This window comes from Streptomyces sp. NPDC002784 (genome assembly GCF_053592135.1).
In genome coordinates, this window is sequence record NZ_JBSFVD010000007.1 from 61,361 (window position 1) to 79,305 (window position 17,945).

Below are 17,945 nucleotides of genomic sequence, written 5' to 3' on the forward strand. Positions count from 1 at the left end.
CCTCGCCCGGAGCCGATCAAGGGGTCCAACACCTTCTCCGTACCGATTCACGCACCCACGTTGTAAATTCCGGTCATGCCCGACCCCCGTCTGTTGCGTGCCTTCCTCGCCGTCGCCGAGGAACTGCACTTCACCCGCGCCGCCGCCCGGCTCTACGTCGCCCAGCAGGCGCTCAGCCGGGACGTACGGCGGCTGGAGCGGGAGCTGGGCGCCGAACTGTTCGTACGGACCACCCGGCAGGTGACGCTGACCGCGGACGGCGAGCGGCTGGTGCCGCACGCCCGGCGGGCACTGGCCGCGCAGGACGACCTGCTCGCCCGCGTTCGGGCAGGCCAGGCCCCTGCTGGTCGATGTGAACTCACCCGGGCTCGGCACCGGGCGGCGGGTGCTGGGGCGGGCCCGCGAACTCGCCCCCGACCATGAGCTGATGGCCCGCTACGAGAGCGGGCTGACCGGAGCGGCGGCCGAGCTGCTCGCCGGGCGGCTCGACGCCTCCTTCGGGCGGTTCGCCGGTCTCGACCCGGCGCTGCGGGCGGGTCTGGAGCAGCAGCCCGTGCGGTTGGAGCCGATGGCGGTCCTGCTGCCCGAGGAGCATCCGCTGACCGGTCTGCGGCAGGTGCCGCGCGCCGCGCTGGCGGGGGAGACCGTGTACGCGGGTGCGGGAAATCCGCGCACCCCGGAGTGGACCGACCTCGCGCACCAGCTGTTCGAGGGACGCGGCATCGAGGTCGCCGCGCCCGCGCCGCTCGCCGTCGGGCACGAGGAGTTCCAGCGGATCATGAGCAAGACGCGGACGCCGGTGCTCGTCGTGGTGGACTTTCCGGCCATGCCCGGCTCGGTGCTGCGGCCCTTGATCGACCCCGTGCCCCTGTCACCGGTGTCGCTGGTGTGGCGCAAGGGGCTGGTGCACCCCGGACTGGTCGCGCTGCGGCGGGCCGCGGCCGAGCTGGCGGGGCGGGAGGAGTGGCTTCGGTCACCCCCTGATGGATGGATTCCGGCCAGTGACAAAGTCACGATGCGGCTCCACAACTGAGACAGCGCGAACACCGGAGTCACTCGTGCGCTACATTCTTCGCCTGAGCACAGTGTGATAAAGGGGGCGCTCGAACCAGGTGGGGGCCTGGTTTCGATCGACGGGTGCTCGGTGTCGTGCGCGCACCCGGAACTGTCCCTGGGGGGATGTGTGCGCGTGAAGAACTGGCGAGAAGACGCCCAACCGGAGTGGCCGGAGGCGGCGTCCGCGACCAAAGCGACTCCGGCTGCCGAGGGTGACACCCAGGCGTTCGCGGAGACCGCCGCTCAGCGGGTGGCCCCGACGGACGCCGACGAGACGACGGTGCTGCCGCAGGCCGCGCCCGCCGACGGCTCCGGCGCGGCGGGCCGCGCGGATCTGACCGAGCTGCTCTCGGCGTTCGACCGGTTCGACCGGCCGGATGCCCCTCCGGGAGCGGGTGGCGCGACCTCGACGGAGACGCCGCGCAGGGCGCGGAGCGGGGGCGAGGTGTTCACCCCGCGCGGGGGTGTGCGTACGCCTGCCGCGGGCGCCGCGCCCCGGGAACCGTTCCCGCCGGTCGGCGGAGGGGTCGGCGGGGTCCGCGAGACTCCGGTGGCCTCCGGTTCGATTCCGCAGCAGGCATCGGCCTCGCCTTCGATTCCGGCCCAGGCTGCGGCTCCGGCTTCGATTCCGCAGCAGGCATCGGCCTCCCCTTCGATTCCGCAACAGGCATCGGCCTCCGCTTCGGCGTCGGTACCGGCTGCGGCTCCGGGCCCGAGTCCCGGGGCTCCGCGAGGCGGCGCCCTGCACGACCCGTGGGACGAACCGGTGCAATCCGGCCACACCCATGACCCGCACGAGGTCACCATCCAGCTCGACGGCATCGGCCTCCAGCTCGACGGCTCGCTGCGGGCGGCCAAGGCCGCCCCCGGCGGCGGTGCCGAGAGCTCCGACGGCCCGGTCTTCGTCGACGAATCCGGCCGCCGCAGCCGCCGCTTCCGGCGCCTGGGCATGCTGGTCGCCATCGCCTGCGCGGTCTACGCCGTCGTCATCGTCGCCACCGTGCTGTCCGGCAACTCCAACGCCCCCTGGCTGCCGGTCCAGGACCCGAAGAAGGACACCCCGGCCGGCCAGGTCGACACCTCGCCGGTGCCCGCCGAGTCGGCGCCGCCCGCCGGCCCCGAAGGCGTCACCCCGGGCGCCTCCCCCTCCGTCAGTGACGGCGTCACGCCCTCCCCGGGCGCCGACGCCACCGCTCCGGACGACGCCGGCAGCACCGAGGAGCCGGGCGCCAGCACCGACCCCGAGCCGACGGCGACCAAGCCGACGACGCGCCCGGGCGCCGACCCGACGCCGGACCCGGACCCCACCGACACGGCTCCCACGCCCGACCCCGAGCCCACCGACACGGACACCGGCGAACCCACGCCCGACCCGACTCCGACCGAGGACCCCGGCGACACCACCGGCACCGGAACCGACACGGTCGCCGCTCCTCCGGCCGACCTCGGCCCGGTCACCCAGGGCCCCGTCGCGGAACCGGCCGCTCCCGCAAGCCCGTACGACCCGTCCCCGGAGTACACCCTCTGATGGCTTCCCGCACCAACCGTCGGGGCGCCGTGCCCCAGGCCCCCGACGGTCCCCGGCGCCGCCGCCTGCCCATGCGCCTGCTCCTGCCCACGCTCGTCCTCGCCGCGCTGATGGCGATGCTGATGCTGCGCGGGTACGTGCACAGCGAGATCCTGGCCGACCACCGCGTCCGCCCCGCCGCCGCCTCCGACCAGGTCCCGGAGCAGATCCTCAAGGGCGGGCCGGTCATCGACGCCCGCAGCGGCCGTACCCAGAGCCTGGACCTGCCGGACCAGCGGCTCGTCCTCACCTTCGACGACGGCCCCGACCCCGAGTGGACGCCCAAGGTCCTGGACGTACTGAAGAAGTACGACGCGCACGCCGTCTTCTTCGTCACCGGCACCATGACCTCGCGCCACCCGGACCTGGTCCGGCGCATGGTCGAGGAGGGCCACGAGGTCGGCCTGCACACCTTCAACCACCCCGACCTGTCCTACCAGTCGAAGAAGCGCATCGACTGGGAGCTGTCGCAGAACCAGCTGGCGATCTCCGGCGCGGCCGGCATCCGCACCTCCCTCTTCCGCCCGCCGTACTCCTCCTTCGCCGCCGCCATGGACAACGAGTCCTGGCCGGTGACCGAGTACATCGGCTCCCGCGGCTACATCACGGTCGTCAACAACAACGACAGCGAGGACTGGCGCAAGCCCGGCGTCGAGGAGATCATCCGCAAGGCCACTCCCAAGGGCCGCGAGGGCGCGATCGTCCTGATGCACGACTCCGGCGGCGACCGCCACCAGACCGTCGAGGCGCTGGACCGCTTCCTGCCGCAGATGCAGGAGCGGGGCTACGAGTTCGACAACCTCACCGAGGCCCTCGACGCCCCCAGCGCGCACAGCCGGGTCACCGGCGTCGACCTGTGGAAGGGCAAGGCGTGGGTCTTCCTGGTCCAGGCCTCCGACAACATCACCGCCGTCCTGGTGGTCGGGCTCGCGATCATCGGGTTCCTGGTCATCAGCCGGTTCGTGCTGATGCTCGTGCTGTCCGCCGCGCACGCCCGCCGGGTGCGCAAGAAGGGCTTCAGCTGGGGCCCGCCGGTGACCGAACCGGTGTCGGTGCTGGTGCCCGCGTACAACGAGGCCAAGTGCATCGAGAACACCGTCCGGTCCCTGATGGCGAGCGAGCATCCCATCGAGATCCTCGTCATCGACGACGGCTCGACCGACGGCACCGCGCGGATCGTGGAGGCGATGGGCCTGCCGAACGTGCGGGTGATCCGCCAGCTCAACGCGGGCAAGCCCGCCGCGCTCAACCGGGGTCTGGCCAACGCCCGGTACGACATCGTCGTGATGATGGACGGCGACACCGTCTTCGAACCGGCCACGGTCCGTGAACTGGTGCAGCCCTTCGGCGACCCGCGCGTGGGCGCCGTCGCGGGCAACGCCAAGGTCGGCAACCGGGACTCCCTCATCGGCGCCTGGCAGCACATCGAGTACGTGATGGGCTTCAACCTGGACCGCCGGATGTACGACATGCTGCGCTGCATGCCGACGATCCCCGGCGCGGTGGGAGCCTTCCGCCGGACGGCGCTCGAACGGGTCGGCGGCATGAGCGAGGACACGCTCGCCGAGGACACCGACATCACCATGGCGATGCACCGGGACGGCTGGCGGGTCGTCTACGCCGAGAAGGCCCGCGCCTGGACCGAGGCACCGGAGACGGTCCAGCAGCTGTGGTCCCAGCGCTACCGCTGGTCCTACGGCACCATGCAGGCGATCTGGAAGCACCGCAGGGCGCTGGTGGAGAGCGGTCCCTCGGGCCGCTTCGGCCGCGTCGGACTGCCGCTGGTCTCCCTGTTCATGGTGCTGGCCCCGCTGCTGGCCCCCCTGATCGACGTCTTCCTCCTGTACGGCCTGATCTTCGGCCCCACCCAGAAGACGATCATCGCCTGGCTGGGCGTCCTCGCCATCCAGGCCGTCTGCGCCGCGTACGCCTTCCGTCTCGACCGGGAACGCATGACCCACCTCATCTCGCTGCCCCTGCAACAGATCCTCTACCGCCAGCTCATGTACGTGGTCCTCCTCCAGTCCTGGATCACCGCCCTCACCGGCGGCCGGCTGCGCTGGCAGAAGCTGCGCCGCACGGGCGTGGTGGAGGCGCCGGGAGGTCCGGTCCCGCGACAGCGGGCGGCCGACGCGAGCGATCGGAGGCCGGTCGGATGACGCAGGGCATACCGCAGCAGTCGTACGGCTACGAGCCGTACGGCATCCCGGAGCAGCAGGCTCCTGCCGCTCCCGAGTACGAGCCCGTACCGGCACCCGCACCCGCACCCGAGCCGAAGAAGCCGGGCCGGGACCGCTACCTGGACCTGCTGCGCTCGATCGCGCTGGTCCGGGTCGTGGTGTACCACCTCTTCGGCTGGGCCTGGCTGACCGTGCTGTTCCCCTCCATGGGCGTGATGTTCGCGCTGGCGGGCTCGCTGATGGCACGGTCGCTGAACCGCCCCGCGTGGGGTGTGATCAAGGGCAGGGTGCGCCGGCTGCTGCCCCCGCTGTGGGCGTTCAGCGCGGTGGTGCTGGCGCTGATGTTCGCGGGCGGCTGGAACCCGACGAAGAACACGGAGGACAGCCCCACCTGGGCTCTCCTGGAGCTGATCAACTACATCGTGCCGATCGGCGCCCCGCCGTTCCCCTGGCACATCGGCTCCAAGACGGGCCTGCTGGAGGACACCTGGGCGGTGCAGGCGGCGGGACCGCTGTGGTACCTGCGCGCCTACCTGTGGTTCGTCGTCGCCTCCCCGCTGCTGCTGTGGGCGTTCCGCCGCGCCCCCTGGCCGACGCTGCTGGCACCGCTGGCGCTGACGGCGGTGGTCGGCACCGGAGTGGTCACGATCCCCGGCGAGACCGGCAACGCGGTCACCGACTTCGCGGTCTACGGCGGCTGCTGGGTGCTGGGCTTCGCCCATCACGAGGGCCTGCTGAAGAAGATCCCGCGCTATGTGGCCGTGTCCGGGTCCTCGCTGCTGATGGCCTTCGGCCTGTGGTGGGCCTCGGGCCACCTGGGCGCCGACGGCTGGGACCTGAACGACATCCCGCTCGCCCAGGCGACCTGGTCCTTCGGCTTCGTGGTGATCCTGCTGATCTACTCCCCGTCCTGGCAGGAGCTGCCCGGACGCCTGGCGAAGTGGGACAGGCTGGTCACCCTCTCCAACAACCGCGCGGTCACGATCTACCTCTGGCACAACATGCTGATCATGGCCACCGTCCCGATCCTGGACCACCTCTACGACCTCCCCTTCATGCAGGGGGAGCGAGCGGTGGCGGCCCTGGACTCGACGTATCTGATCTGGATGTTCTTCCTGGTCTGGCCGCTGATCGGGCTGACGATCGCGGCGGTGGGCTGGATCGAGGACATCGCCGCGAAGCGGCGGCCGCGGCTGTGGCCGAACGGTGTGCGCCGCGGGGGATCCCGCAGGCGCTCCGCCGCGGGATGACCGCTGGACGGCGGCCACGCAGTACGTCCGCGGCTGGAACCCGAACATGAACTCGGCCGCCCGCCGCGCACTCGTCGAGTCCATGGTCGGCGCCCGGGCCGGGGCGAGGCCCGGCGTCGCGCTGCCCGATGTGTCGTTGGCGGCGGCCTTCCGGGGCCTGCCCACCTCCTTCGTCGACGACCTCGGCACCATCCGCGGCACCTGGCGGGACCTCTTCAAGGTCGGCGACAACTTCCGGCCCGCGACGCCTACCGGGCCGCCGGCCCGCGCGGCCTCGCCAGCATGTACGCGGGCCCGGGCATGGTGGACGAGCTGACCCGCATCAAGAACATCGACCCCGCCGACCTGAGCTTCATCGGCACGCCGGACGCCTTCAAGCAGGCCGTCGCCTACAACACGCTCGGCCTCGGCGGCACCGGAACGGGCGCCGCCTCCGACACCAAGAGCTTCGTCGGTCTGTTCGGCGGCGACCCCGAGATCGACGTCACCGGCTCCGACGCGTCGCCGGCCGGAGCGTGAGCCCCGGCATGACCTCCCTGACACCCTGGCGGGAGTGCCGGGTCGACCTCCCCGCCGCGCACAACTGGCTGGTGCTGGACCTGCGCACCGACGACCCCGAGCCCTGGGCGCTCGCCCTCGCCGGACAGCACCTCGGCGACGACGCCGACGACCGGCTGCGTACGGCCTTCGCCGAGGACCTGCTCTGGTACGGGGGCGCGGCCGTACGGCAGGGCGCGCTGTGCGCGGCGGTGCTGGCCCCCCGCGGTGACGCGATCATCGCGAGCTGCACGGTCCGCGAACTGCGGGTCCCGCCGGAGTCCTTGAGCCTGGCGGCCTTCCGCGCGGAGGCGGAGCGGGCGGAGGGGCCGTACTTCGGTGGCGTCCGGGGTCTGTCGGAGGTCGCGCTGCCGCTGGGCCCGGCGCTGCGGATCCACCGGCAGGAGCCCACGGCCCCCGCAGCCGACCGGGGTGTGGTCGTCGAGGGCGTCGCCCACTACGCCCTGCCCACCGAGCACCCCACGGCGCTGGGGTGCCGGCTGCTGTGGACGTCGCCCGGACTCGGCGAGGAACTGGTGAAGGTGGCCGACGAGCCGGCGGACTCAGTCCGGCTTGCGTGAGGTCTTGCGCGAGGCGGGCAGCACATCGCCCAGGCCCAGCTTCTCCCGGGGCACCATCGCGAGCGGCATCCAGCCGAAACCGACGGCGAAGACGGCGACGGTGGTGGTGATGTCCCGGGGGAGGAGATGTCCGAGCTGGGCGACGACGACCGCCACGGCCAGCAGGTAGCCGGCGAAGACCAGCAGCGCCAGGATCTTGCGCGAGGCCGCGCCCGCACCCAGCCGCGGGGTGTCCTGGTCGCCGCGCACCATGCCGAACAGGATCAGCGGCAGCACCAGTCCGGTGATCCCGCCGAGGCCGATGCAGCCGACGGCCACAGCGTGCTCCCCGTCCTCCGGCACCGCGGCGGACAGCGGCGACAGAAGGAGCGCTCCGGCGGCGAACGCCCCGAGCACCGTCGTCGCCAGCACGAGGACCGCCGCCCCGGCGAAGAGGATGTTTCCGGCAAGGGAGCGCTGGGGGCGCTGGGTCTCCGGCCGCTCGGCCCGGGAATCGGCGGACATGGATCCTCCCCTTCCGGTGGGGTCCGCTAGAGGATAGCGGCGCCTGGGCGGGCGGCGGCGTCACGGGAACCTCTCATCCCGCCTCCGTCAAAGGTGAGAGCAACGTTCCTTTCCGGTCACCCGGTGGCACAGGCAGGAAACGCGCCCTCCCTACCTTCGGGATCAGCCACTGGAGTACGACCTGAGCCCGGAGCCCCGTGGAGGCGTCATGACAGCCCCGAGTACTGCCCCCGCCGCGAGCAGGGGAGGCCGCTGGATCGATCACTGGGATCCGGAGGACGAGACCTTCTGGAACGAGAAGGGCGAGAAGATCGCCCGCCGGAACCTGTACTTCTCCGTCCTCTCCGAGCACATCGGCTTCTCGATCTGGACCCTGTGGTCCGTCATGGTCCTCTTCATGGGCCCGGAGTACGGGCTCACTCCGGCGGACAAGTTCACCATCGTGTCCATGGCGACACTGGTCGGCGCCGTCGTCCGGGTCCCGTACACCTTCGCCGTGGCGATCTTCGGCGGGCGGAACTGGACGATCATCTCGGCCGGCATGCTGCTGCTGCCGACGATCGCCGCGTTCAGCGTGATGGAGCCGGGGACGTCCTTCACCACGTTCCTGGTGTGCGCGATGCTCGCCGGCGTCGGCGGTGGCAACTTCGCCTCCAGCATGACCAACATCAACGCCTTCTTCCCCCTGCGCAAGAAGGGCTGGGCGCTCGGCCTGAACGCCGGCGGCGGCAACATCGGCGTGCCCGTCGTGCAGCTCATCGGCCTCGCGGTGATCGGCGCCAGTGGCGGGCCGCGCGTGCTGCTCGGTATCTACATCCCGCTGATCGTCGTGGCCGCGGTCCTCGCCGCGCTCTACATGGACAGCATCTCGTCCGTGAAGAACGACACCGGCGCCGCCAAGGACGCGGTCAAGGAGGGGCACACCTGGATCATGGCATTCCTCTACATCGGGACGTTCGGCTCGTTCATCGGCTACAGCTTCGCCTTCGGCCTCGTCCTGCAGACGCAGTTCGGCCGGACGCCGCTCCAGGCCGCCTACGTCACCTTCATCGGCCCGCTGCTCGGCTCCCTGATCCGGCCCGTCGGCGGCGCCCTGGCCGACCGGTTCGGCGGGGCGAAGATCACGCTGTGGAACTACGTCGCCATGGCGGCCGCCACCTCCGTGATCATCGTGGCCTCGATGCGGGAGTCGCTGCCGCTGTTCACCACCGCGTTCATCGCCCTGTTCGTGCTGAGCGGCCTCGGCAACGGCTCGACCTTCAAGATGATCCCGGGCATCTTCCACGCGAAGGCCCTCGCCAAGGGGCTCACCGGTGAGGAGGCCGCCGCCTACGGCCGCCGCCTGTCCGGCGCCTCCATGGGCCTGATCGGTGCGGTCGGCGCGCTCGGCGGACTCGGCATCAACCTCGCCTTCCGCCAGTCCTTCCTCTCGGTGGGCTCCGGCACCGGCGCCTTCGTCGCCTTCCTCGCCTTCTACGGCGCGTGCTTCGTGGTCACCTGGGCCGTATACCTTCGCCGCCCGGCCGCGCAGCAGCGGGCCACGGCCGCCGCATCCGAGACGAAGCCGCAGCTCAGCTATGCCGAGGTGTGAGACGGGTGTGACGTAACACCGTGGACATCAAGCCGAACCGAGCCTGTCACGCACCATTGACAGCCTCGATCGGCATGCGGGTGTACCCGATATGTGACGACTCGAGTGCGGGACGAGAGTTATGTACGACGAACAGCACAAGCCCGGTCACGGGCAACACGGGCCCCTCGCGGGGTTCACCGTCGGTGTGACCGCCGCGCGTCGGGCCGACGAGCTCGGGGCGCTGCTCCAGCGCCGCGGCGCCGCCGTCCTGCACGCCCCTGCCCTGCGCATCGTGCCGCTCTCCGACGACGGTGAACTCCTCGCCGCCACCAAGGAGATCGTGGACCAGGCGCCGGATGTCGTCGTCGCCACGACCGCGATCGGATTCCGGGGGTGGGTCGAGGCGGCCGACGGCTGGGGGCTCGGCGAGGACCTGCTGGACCGGCTGCGGGGGGTGGAACTGCTGGCGCGCGGGCCGAAGGTGAAGGGCGCGATCCGGGCCGCCGGGCTCACCGAGGACTGGTCGCCGTCGTCCGAGTCCATGGCGGAGGTGCTCGACCGGCTGCTGGAGGAGGGTGTCGACGGGCGGCGGATCGCCGTACAGCTGCACGGGGAGCCGTTGCCCGGGTTCGTCGAGTCGCTGCGGGCCGCGGGCGGGGAGGTGGTCGGGGTGCCGGTGTACCGGTGGATGCCGCCGGAGGACCTCTCTCCGGTGGACCGGTTGCTGGACGCCACGGTGTCGCGCGGTCTCGACGCGCTGACCTTCACCAGTGCGCCGGCGGCGGCGTCGCTGCTGAACCGGGCGGAGGAGCGGGGGCTGTTGGCGGAGGTGCTGGCGGCGTTGAACCACGATGTGCTGCCCGCGTGCGTGGGGCCGGTGACCGCGCTGCCGTTGCAGGCCCGGGGCATCGACACGGTGCAGCCCGAGCGGTTCCGGCTCGGGCCGCTGGTCCAGCTGCTGTGCCAGGAACTGCCCTCCCGGGCACGGGCGTTGCCGGTGGCGGGTCATCGCGTGGAGATCCGGGGGCATGCGGTGCTGGTGGACGGGGCGTTGCGGCCGGTTCCGCCGGCCGGGATGTCGCTGCTGCGGGCGCTGGCTCGGCGGCCGGGGTGGGTGGTGGCGCGGGCGGAACTGCTGCGGGCGCTGCCGGGTACGGGGCGGGATGAGCATGCGGTGGAGACGGCGATGGCTCGGCTCCGGTCGGCTCTCGGCACGCCGAAGTTGATCCAGACGGTGGTGAAGCGGGGGTATCGGCTGGCGCTGGATCCGGCGGCGGATTCCAAGTACGCGGACGTGTAGGTGGGTTGGCCGTCGGTTGTCGGTCGCCTGCGGCGGGGTGGGGGCTGGTCGCGCAGTTCCCCGCGCCCCTATTGGCGGCTCCGCCGCCCCAGGGCTGTGGTCAGGCAGGCTGTGCCTGCCGTCAGCAGTGCTGCTCGTATCGCGTTCCAGGCCACCCACCGGTCCTCGAACTCGGCCCGTAGCGCCGTCGGATCGCCCGGCTTCGCCAAGGCGTCGTTCAGGGGGATGTTCGCCGTCACCGTCACCGCCAGCGCGAGCACGTTCGCGGCCAGGGCCGCCCAGACCCAGCGGTGGCAGGGGGCGCCCCGCAGGTGCCACGCCGCCCAGCCCGTCAGGGCCGGTGCGCCGAAGAAGGCCAGCAGGAACACCGGGTTCTGGATCGCCTCGTTGATGTTCCGCATCACCTCGACGTACACCTCGTCCTCGCTCCGGGCCAGCCCCGGCAGCACCGCGCAGCCGAAGGCGTAGAACGTGCCGGCGAGCAGCCCCGTGGTGAGCGTGGCCGCCGTGAGCGTGGCTGTCCTTGTCGTCATGTGACCAGTCAAGTCACCGGCCCCCGACCCGGACATGGCCCCGACGCGCGGCCGCATAAGCGCGCGTCCACTAGGGGTTCCAGCCGCGTAAGCGGGAAGGCACTGTTAGAGGGAACGGTTCGTCCGGGGCCGGACCCGGGATGACCCCTAGGCGGTGACAGGCACATGGCACTGGGTACGGCCACGGTCCCGTACGAGCTGCGCTTCGACGCGGGACGGATCTGCCTCGATCTCCTCTCCACGACCCACCCGGTGGAACGGCTCGACTCCGTCCCGGTGCTGTGCGCGTGGATCACCGGGTCCGGACTCGTCCCGGCCGGCACCCCGCTCGGGCACGCCGACCCCGCCTGGCTCACCGGCTTCCGCGAACTGCGCGGCCGGGTCGACCAGTTGGTGCGCGGCGCCCTGTCCGCCGAGGTCAGGTCCTGGTCGTCGTACGGCCATGCCCTCGTCCGCGTCAACGACACCGCCCGCACCCCGCCCCCCGCCCCGCGCGCGATCCGTGCCCAGGACGGCACGCTGGTACGGGAGTTGGAGGGCCCGCCGGAGCGGGACGCGCTGCTCGCCGCCGTGGCGCGGGATGCCGTGGAGCTGCTGACGGATCCGCTCGCGCGGGCGGGGCTGCGGCAGTGCGAGGGGGACAACTGCCCGATCGTCTACCTCGACACCTCGCGCGGGCGGCGCAGGCGCTGGTGCAGCAGCGAGGTGTGCGGGAACCGGGAGCGGGTCGCCCGGCACCGGCGGCGGGCGGCACTCGCCCGCGCCTGATGAAGCGTTATGCCCTTTCTGTGACACGGCTGTCGAAGTGATTTCGATTACATGCCTTTTACCTTCGCCAGGCCGTTCGACGACGACTCCCTCGTCCGCCGGTGGCGGAAAGGTGAAGACATCGCGGGGGGAATGTGCCCCGGTGTCCCCTCCGTCATGTCACCCCGCAGAAAACTGTCACCCCACTTTGAACACCCGACGGCCTCGCTGCGTACCCGTGGTGGAGCGACCGACTGGGGGAGCCCAGATGAAACGGGGACACCGGAGGTGGGCGTGCGCAAGGATGCGGCCGTGGCCAAGGAACGTGGATCGAGGGCCCGACATCGCATGTCCCAGCCCTCGGTCGAACCTGACGAGGAGCTGATGCGTGCTCTGTACAGAGAGCACGCCGGACCCCTGCTCGCGTATGTGCTCCGGCTGGTCGCCGGCGACCGGCAGCGCGCCGAGGACGTCGTGCAGGAGACGCTCATCCGTGCCTGGAAGAACGCCGGCCAGCTCAATCGAGCGACCGGATCGGTACGCCCCTGGCTGGTGACGGTCGCCCGGCGCATCGTCATCGACGGCCACCGCAGCCGGCAGGCCCGGCCGCAGGAGGTCGATCCGTCGCCGCTGGAGGTCATCCCCGCGGAGGACGAGATCGACAAGGCGCTGTGGTTGATGACGCTGTCGGACGCGCTCGACGACCTGACCCCGGCCCACCGGGAGGTGCTCGTCGAGACGTACTTCAAGGGACGTACCGTGAACGAGGCGGCCGAGACGCTCGGCATACCCAGCGGCACCGTCCGTTCCCGGGTGTTCTACGCCCTGCGGTCGATGAAGCTGGCACTGGAGGAGCGGGGGGTGACGGCGTGATGAACACCTACGGGGGATACGGAGCAGGGGGTCCGGGTATGACTGGCCCCATGCAGGGATCTTCGGGCGCGAACGAGCACGAGACCGTCGGCGCCTACGCCCTCGGGATCCTCGACGACGCCGAGGCAACCGCTTTCGAGATGCACCTCGCGACCTGCGAGTGGTGCGCCCAGCAGCTCGACGAGCTCGCCGGGATGGAGCCGATGCTGGCCGCGCTCGCGGACCTGCCCGGCGCCGGCACACCCGCCATCGGCGAGTCGCTGTCGGCCAAGCCCAGCCCGCGCCTGGTGCACAACCTGGTCGACGAGGTCGCCGAGCGCCGCGCGCTGACCCGCCGCCGCAGCTTCTACATGGTGGCCGCCGCGGCCGCGCTGATCGTCGGCGGCCCGGTCGCCGCCATCGCCACCACCGGCGACGAGGGCGGCACGTCCACCGAGGCGCACGCCACCAGCCCCGCCAAGGCCGCCTTCGACGTCATGCCGGACCGGGTCTCCGGCCGGGACGCCTCCACCAAGGTCTCCGCGACCGTCGCCATGGAGACGAAGGCCTGGGGCACCCACGCCGTGCTGGAGCTGAAGAACGTCACCGGGCCGGAGAAGTGCTCCCTGATCGCCGTGGGAAAGAACGGCGAACGCGAGACGATCACCTCCTGGTCCGTCCCGAAGTGGGGCTACGGCATCCCGAACGCCCGGACCGAGCAGGCCCGCCAGCCGCTGTACGTGCACGGCGGGGCGGCCTTCACGCCCGAGGAGATCGAGCGCTTCGAGGTGCTGACCTTCGACGGCAAGCGGCTGGTCGAGGTGGACGCGTGAGGCCGCTCCGGGCGGACGCATAGCTTCCAGGGCCCCCCTTCGCGTACGGTTGACGGCTGCCCAGCACGTCAGAAGGGGGCCCGGTGGCCGCACAGGCTCAGCAGGAAACCGCGGTCGGTGCGGTCCCGGATTCGGTCCGGGACCGTGAGATCAGCGTCGAACAGGAACACCTGGACCGGGTGTACCGGCGCCTCGAGGAAAAGATCCATGAGGCCGAGTTCCTCATGCACGACGCGGCCAGGCGCGGCCAGGTCGGCACCCCCGGCGCGCTCGCCGAGCGGGACGCCCAGGTCTTCCGGGCCGGCGTCCACCTCAACCGGCTGAACAACGAGTACGAGGACTTCCTCTTCGGCCGGATCGACCTGCTGCTCGGCAAGGACGGCAAGAAGGGCCCGGACGGCGCCTACACCGCCGTGGAGCCCGCCGACGGCGCGGTCCGCTCCGACAACACCGCCGACATCGCCGAGACCCTGCACATCGGGCGGATCGGGGTCCTCGACACCGACTACGCCCCGCTGGTCATCGACTGGCGGGCGCCCGCCGCCGCCCCCTTCTACCGCTCCACGCCGGTCGACCCCGGCCGGGTCGTCAGGCGCCGGGTCATCCGCTCCAAGGGCCGCCGGGTCCTCGGCGTCGAGGACGACCTGATGAGACCCGAGCTGACGGCGTTCCTGGGCGGCGACGAGCTGCCCGTGATCGGCGACGGCGCCCTGATGGCCGCCCTCGGGCAGGCCCGCACCCACACCATGCGGGACATCGTCGCCTCCATCCAGGCCGAGCAGGACCTGGTCATCCGCGCCCCCGCCGCCTCCGTCACCTACGTCGAGGGCGGCCCGGGGACCGGGAAGACGGCCGTCGCCCTGCACCGCGCCGCCTACCTGCTCTACCAGGACCGGCGCCGGTATGCGGGCGGCATCCTGATCGTCTCGCCGACCCCGCTGCTGGTGGCGTACACCGAGGGCGTGCTCCCCTCGCTGGGCGAGGAGGGCCAGGTCGCGATCCGGTCGATCGGCTCGCTGGTCGACGGCGCCGAGGCCACGCTGTACGACTCCCCGGCCACGGCCCGCGCCAAGGGCTCGTACCGCATGCTCAAGGTGGTGCGGAAGGCCGCGCGCGGAGCGCTGGAGCTGAACGATTCTCCGGACCGGCTCCGCGTGGTCGCCTTCGGCCGCCGCATCGAGCTGGAGGCCGGGGAACTGGCGGAGATCCGCCGCACCGCCCTCGGCGGCACCGCGCCGGTGAACCTGCTGCGCCCGCGCGCCCGCAAGCTCCTGCTGGACGCCCTGTGGTCGCGCTCCGGGAGCGCCGGCCGGCACACCGACCCCGAGCTCGCGGCCGAGCTGCGCTCCTCCTTCGACGAGGACGTGACCGGCGAGGACTCCTTCATCGAGTTCCTCGACGCCTGGTGGCCCGAGCTGACCCCGAGGGCCGTGCTCGCGGCGATGGCCGACGAGAAGCGCCTCGGCCGCTGGGCCCGGCGCGTCCTCAACCCGGGCGAGATCCGCCGGGTCGCCCGCTCCCTGCGCCGGGACGGCTGGTCCGTGCACGACATCGCCCTGCTCGACGAGCTCCAGGCGATCCTCGGCACCTCGGCCCGCCCCAGGAAGCGGCGCGAACTGGACCCGCTCGACCAGCTCACCGGGCTGGAGGAGCTGATGCCGGTCCGCGAGGAGACCCAGCGCGAACGCGCCGAGCGTCTCGCGCAGGAGCGCGTCGAGTACGCCCATGTCATCGTCGACGAGGCCCAGGACCTCACCCCGATGCAGTGGCGCATGGTCGGCCGCCGCGGCCGGCACGCCACCTGGACGGTCGTCGGCGACCCGGCGCAGTCCTCCTGGTCCGACCCGGACGAGGCCGCCGAGGCCCGCGACGAGGCCCTCGGCAGCCGTCCGCGCCGCCGCTTCCGGCTCACCGTGAACTACCGCAACCCCGCGGAGATCGCCGAGCTGGCTGCGAAGGTGCTGGCGCTGGCCATGCCCGGCTCCGAGTCGCCGTCCGCCGTCCGCTCGACGGGGGTCGAGCCGCGGTTCGCCGTCGTGCGGGAGTCGCTCGGCCGGACCGTCCGCGAGGAGGCCGCCCGGCTGCTCGACCGGGTCGACGGCACCGTCGGTGTCGTCGTCGCCATGCAGCGCCGCGAGGAGGCCGCCCGCTGGCTATCCGGACTCGGCGACCGGGTGGTGGCCCTCGGCAGCCTGGAGGCCAAGGGCCTGGAGTACGACGCGACGGTCGTCGTCTCGCCCGCGGAGATCGCCGACGAGTCCCCGGCCGGCCTGCGCGTGCTCTACGTCGCCCTCACCCGCGCGACCCAGCAGCTGACGGTGGTCTCGGGCGAGCGGGACGAGCCGGACGCGACGGGGGTGCCGGACCTTCTGCGGGACTGACTCGCGGGACGGGAATGGTCTTACGGGCCGGGTTTGTTAGCCTGGGTGTGGCACCGGCCCGATCCAAGCCCCCGGGCCCAACCTTCGTCGCTACGAGCGACCACTTGCCGCGAGGCGAGCATGGCGGGTCGGTGTCACTGAACGTTCGAGAGGCCCACGTCCGATGTGACGTGGGCCTCTTTCGTTGCCGTATCGCTGGCTGATCGATTCTCGTATCGTGGAAGATGTTTTCCGAACTCGTCGTCCACCGATGAACAAAAAGTCCGCAATCCAGGGCGGCTACCACGTACTCAGCGGTAGGTGCGACGATCGGACGGCACAACTTCGCGACACGGTGAAAGCAGAGGAAGTCGGCCATGGCAACGGCGCCCAGCGTCTCCTACTCGATGACCATCCGGTTGGAGGTGCCCGCGAGCGGAACGGCCGTCTCGCAGCTCACCACCGCCGTGGAGTCCTCCGGAGGCTCGGTCACCGGCCTCGACGTCACCGCGTCCGGGCACGAGAAGCTCCGTATCGACGTCACCATCGCGGCGTCGTCCACCGCGCACGCCGACGAGATCGTCGAGGAGCTCCGGGGCATCGAGGGCGTCACCCTCGGCAAGGTCTCGGACCGTACGTTCCTGATGCACCTCGGCGGCAAGATCGAGATGCAGTCCAAGCATCCCATCCGCAACCGTGACGACCTGTCCATGGTCTACACGCCGGGTGTGGCCCGGGTCTGCATGGCCATCGCCGAGAACCCCGAGGACGCCCGCCGGCTCACCATCAAGCGCAACTCCGTCGCGGTCGTCACCGACGGCTCCGCGGTGCTCGGCCTCGGCAACATCGGGCCCAAGGCCGCACTGCCGGTCATGGAGGGCAAGGCGGCCCTGTTCAAGCGGTTCGCCGGCATCGACGCCTGGCCGCTCTGCCTGGACACCCAGGACACCGACGCCATCGTCGAGATCGTGAAGGCCATCGCCCCCGGCTTCGCCGGCATCAACCTCGAGGACATCTCGGCGCCCCGCTGCTTCGAGATCGAGGCGCGGCTGCGCGAGGCCCTGGACATCCCCGTCTTCCACGACGACCAGCACGGCACGGCGATCGTGGTGCTCGCGGCGCTCACCAACGCGCTGCGGGTGGCCGCCAAGTCGATCGAGGGCATCCGGGTCGTCATGTCCGGCGCCGGCGCGGCCGGTACGGCCATCCTGAAGCTGCTGCTCGCGGCCGGGGTGAAGAACGCCGTCGTCGCCGACATCCACGGCGTGGTGCACGCGGGCCGCGCGGACCTGGTGGACGCCGCCCCCGACTCGCCGCTGCGCTGGATCGCCGACAACACCAACCCCGAGGGCCTGACCGGCACGCTGAAGGAGGCCGTGCGCGGCGCGGACGTCTTCATCGGCGTCTCGGCGCCGAACGTCCTCGACGGCACCGACGTGGCCGCGATGGCGGAGGGCGCCATCGTGTTCGCGCTCGCGAACCCCGACCCCGAGGTGGACCCGGCAATCGCCCGTCAGACGGCGGCAGTTGTGGCCACCGGCCGCTCCGACTTCCCGAACCAGATCAACAACGTGCTGGTTTTCCCGGGTGTCTTCCGCGGTCTGCTGGACGCGCAGTCCCGTACGGTCAACACCGACATGATGCTCGCGGCCGCGAAGGCGCTGGCGGCCGTGGTGACCGAGGACGAGCTGAACCCGAACTACATCATCCCGAGCGTCTTCAACGACAAGGTCGCGGGCGCGGTGGCGGGCGCGGTGCGGGAAGCGGCGAAGGCGGCCGGGCTCGCGCCGGGCGACCACTCCGGCGGCGTCTGACGACGTGACGATCGCCACGGCAAGTCTTTGTCGCGGCGCGTCGTGGAACCGGCGGCCTGGGGCATCCGTTTATGGTGACGGCCAGGCTCAGGCCCTCTTTTCGTGTGACTCCCAAGGGTGTTCTCACGACTCGGACGGGTGCCGGATTGGCTTTCCCGCCGCAGGTAGGGGCAGGATGCGTCTCTGGGCGCGAGGGTCTGACGACGGACCCGGGTCCGGGGACTGTCCGAGGACCCTGGCAGCATCGGCTTCGCTGTG

General features: G+C 71.7%; 15 protein-coding genes and 1 pseudogene. 14 read left to right on the top strand and 2 right to left on the bottom strand.

Going from position 1 to position 17,945, the window contains the following annotated elements; all coding sequences use genetic code 11:
* The first annotated feature begins 75 nt into the window (after positions 1-75).
* The 7 genes and pseudogenes from ACWD1Z_RS15735 (at position 76) to ACWD1Z_RS15765 (ending at position 7,171) form a co-directional block, all read left to right on the top strand.
* A pseudogene (locus ACWD1Z_RS15735) lies at positions 76-1,033 on the top strand (LysR family transcriptional regulator).
* A gap of 156 nt (positions 1,034-1,189) precedes the next feature.
* A complete protein-coding gene (locus tag ACWD1Z_RS15740) occupies positions 1,190-2,584 on the top strand; it encodes a hypothetical protein (protein ID WP_451119005.1) in 1,395 nt (464 codons plus the stop codon).
* Positions 2,584-4,782, top strand: a complete 2,199-nt coding sequence (locus tag ACWD1Z_RS15745) for a glycosyltransferase (RefSeq protein WP_451119007.1) — start codon at positions 2,584-2,586, stop codon at positions 4,780-4,782. Before ACWD1Z_RS15740 ends, ACWD1Z_RS15745 begins: the two co-directional genes overlap by 1 nt.
* Positions 4,779-6,053, top strand: a complete 1,275-nt coding sequence (locus ACWD1Z_RS15750) for an acyltransferase family protein (protein ID WP_451119008.1) — start codon at positions 4,779-4,781, stop codon at positions 6,051-6,053. Before ACWD1Z_RS15745 ends, ACWD1Z_RS15750 begins: the two co-directional genes overlap by 4 nt.
* A gap of 46 nt (positions 6,054-6,099) precedes the next feature.
* Positions 6,100-6,369: a hypothetical protein gene (locus ACWD1Z_RS15755; RefSeq protein WP_451119010.1), complete on the top strand. Its 270-nt coding sequence runs from the start codon at positions 6,100-6,102 to the stop codon at positions 6,367-6,369.
* Positions 6,354-6,572: a hypothetical protein gene (locus ACWD1Z_RS15760; protein ID WP_451119012.1), complete on the top strand. Its 219-nt coding sequence runs from the start codon at positions 6,354-6,356 to the stop codon at positions 6,570-6,572. Before ACWD1Z_RS15755 ends, ACWD1Z_RS15760 begins: the two co-directional genes overlap by 16 nt.
* A gap of 8 nt (positions 6,573-6,580) precedes the next feature.
* Positions 6,581-7,171: a hypothetical protein gene (locus ACWD1Z_RS15765; protein WP_451119014.1), complete on the top strand. Its 591-nt coding sequence runs from the start codon at positions 6,581-6,583 to the stop codon at positions 7,169-7,171.
* On the opposite strand, the gene ACWD1Z_RS15770 is transcribed toward ACWD1Z_RS15765, so the two are convergent.
* A complete protein-coding gene (locus ACWD1Z_RS15770) occupies positions 7,154-7,675 on the bottom strand; it encodes a hypothetical protein (RefSeq protein WP_451119015.1) in 522 nt (173 codons plus the stop codon). The genes ACWD1Z_RS15765 and ACWD1Z_RS15770 overlap by 18 nt on opposite strands.
* A 208-nt stretch (positions 7,676-7,883) precedes the next feature.
* Here ACWD1Z_RS15770 and ACWD1Z_RS15775 point away from each other — a divergent pair, with 208 nt between their 5' ends.
* Together ACWD1Z_RS15775 and ACWD1Z_RS15780 are read left to right on the top strand one after the other, a co-directional pair.
* Positions 7,884-9,266: a nitrate/nitrite transporter gene (locus tag ACWD1Z_RS15775; RefSeq protein WP_451119017.1), complete on the top strand. Its 1,383-nt coding sequence runs from the start codon at positions 7,884-7,886 to the stop codon at positions 9,264-9,266.
* A gap of 121 nt (positions 9,267-9,387) precedes the next feature.
* Positions 9,388-10,548, top strand: coding sequence for a uroporphyrinogen-III synthase (locus tag ACWD1Z_RS15780; protein ID WP_451119019.1), 1,161 nt, complete (start codon positions 9,388-9,390; stop codon positions 10,546-10,548).
* Positions 10,549-10,616: 68 nt separating this feature from the next.
* Here ACWD1Z_RS15780 and ACWD1Z_RS15785 read toward each other — a convergent pair whose 3' ends face one another.
* Positions 10,617-11,081 carry an anthrone oxygenase family protein gene (locus ACWD1Z_RS15785; RefSeq protein WP_451119021.1) on the bottom strand — a complete coding sequence of 155 codons (465 nt, stop codon included), beginning with the start codon at positions 11,079-11,081 and terminating at the stop codon, positions 10,617-10,619.
* A gap of 165 nt (positions 11,082-11,246) precedes the next feature.
* Between ACWD1Z_RS15785 and ACWD1Z_RS15790 the strand changes: the two genes are divergently transcribed.
* From ACWD1Z_RS15790 to ACWD1Z_RS15810, 5 genes are all read left to right on the top strand, one after another.
* Positions 11,247-11,849, top strand: coding sequence for a CGNR zinc finger domain-containing protein (locus ACWD1Z_RS15790; RefSeq protein WP_451119022.1), 603 nt, complete (start codon positions 11,247-11,249; stop codon positions 11,847-11,849).
* 267 nt (positions 11,850-12,116) lie between these two features.
* Positions 12,117-12,701, top strand: a complete 585-nt coding sequence (locus ACWD1Z_RS15795; RefSeq protein ID WP_186287205.1) for a sigma-70 family RNA polymerase sigma factor — start codon at positions 12,117-12,119, stop codon at positions 12,699-12,701.
* Between the two features lie 50 nt (positions 12,702-12,751).
* Positions 12,752-13,513, top strand: a complete 762-nt coding sequence (locus tag ACWD1Z_RS15800) for a zf-HC2 domain-containing protein (RefSeq protein WP_389415708.1) — start codon at positions 12,752-12,754, stop codon at positions 13,511-13,513.
* 83 nt (positions 13,514-13,596) lie between these two features.
* Positions 13,597-15,894, top strand: coding sequence for a HelD family protein (locus ACWD1Z_RS15805; protein WP_451119024.1), 2,298 nt, complete (start codon positions 13,597-13,599; stop codon positions 15,892-15,894).
* A gap of 356 nt (positions 15,895-16,250) precedes the next feature.
* The gene (locus ACWD1Z_RS15810; RefSeq protein ID WP_451119026.1) at positions 16,251-17,687 is read left to right on the top strand and encodes a malic enzyme-like NAD(P)-binding protein; all 1,437 of its coding nucleotides are present in this window, start codon (positions 16,251-16,253) and stop codon (positions 17,685-17,687) included.
* Positions 17,688-17,945: the final 258 nt, after the last annotated feature.

Coding starts and splice junctions, on each gene's coding strand:
- ACWD1Z_RS15745 (WP_451119007.1), top strand. CDS start 2,584: ATGGCTTCCCGCACCAACCGTCGGGGCGCCGTGCCCCAGGCCCCCGAC.
- ACWD1Z_RS15750 (WP_451119008.1), top strand. CDS start 4,779: ATGACGCAGGGCATACCGCAGCAGTCGTACGGCTACGAGCCGTACGGC.
- ACWD1Z_RS15755 (WP_451119010.1), top strand. CDS start 6,100: ATGAACTCGGCCGCCCGCCGCGCACTCGTCGAGTCCATGGTCGGCGCC.
- ACWD1Z_RS15760 (WP_451119012.1), top strand. CDS start 6,354: ATGGTGGACGAGCTGACCCGCATCAAGAACATCGACCCCGCCGACCTG.
- ACWD1Z_RS15765 (WP_451119014.1), top strand. CDS start 6,581: ATGACCTCCCTGACACCCTGGCGGGAGTGCCGGGTCGACCTCCCCGCC.
- ACWD1Z_RS15770 (WP_451119015.1), bottom strand. CDS start 7,675: ATGTCCGCCGATTCCCGGGCCGAGCGGCCGGAGACCCAGCGCCCCCAG.
- ACWD1Z_RS15775 (WP_451119017.1), top strand. CDS start 7,884: ATGACAGCCCCGAGTACTGCCCCCGCCGCGAGCAGGGGAGGCCGCTGG.
- ACWD1Z_RS15780 (WP_451119019.1), top strand. CDS start 9,388: ATGTACGACGAACAGCACAAGCCCGGTCACGGGCAACACGGGCCCCTC.
- ACWD1Z_RS15785 (WP_451119021.1), bottom strand. CDS start 11,081: ATGACGACAAGGACAGCCACGCTCACGGCGGCCACGCTCACCACGGGG.
- ACWD1Z_RS15790 (WP_451119022.1), top strand. CDS start 11,247: ATGGCACTGGGTACGGCCACGGTCCCGTACGAGCTGCGCTTCGACGCG.
- ACWD1Z_RS15800 (WP_389415708.1), top strand. CDS start 12,752: ATGCAGGGATCTTCGGGCGCGAACGAGCACGAGACCGTCGGCGCCTAC.
- ACWD1Z_RS15810 (WP_451119026.1), top strand. CDS start 16,251: ATGGCAACGGCGCCCAGCGTCTCCTACTCGATGACCATCCGGTTGGAG.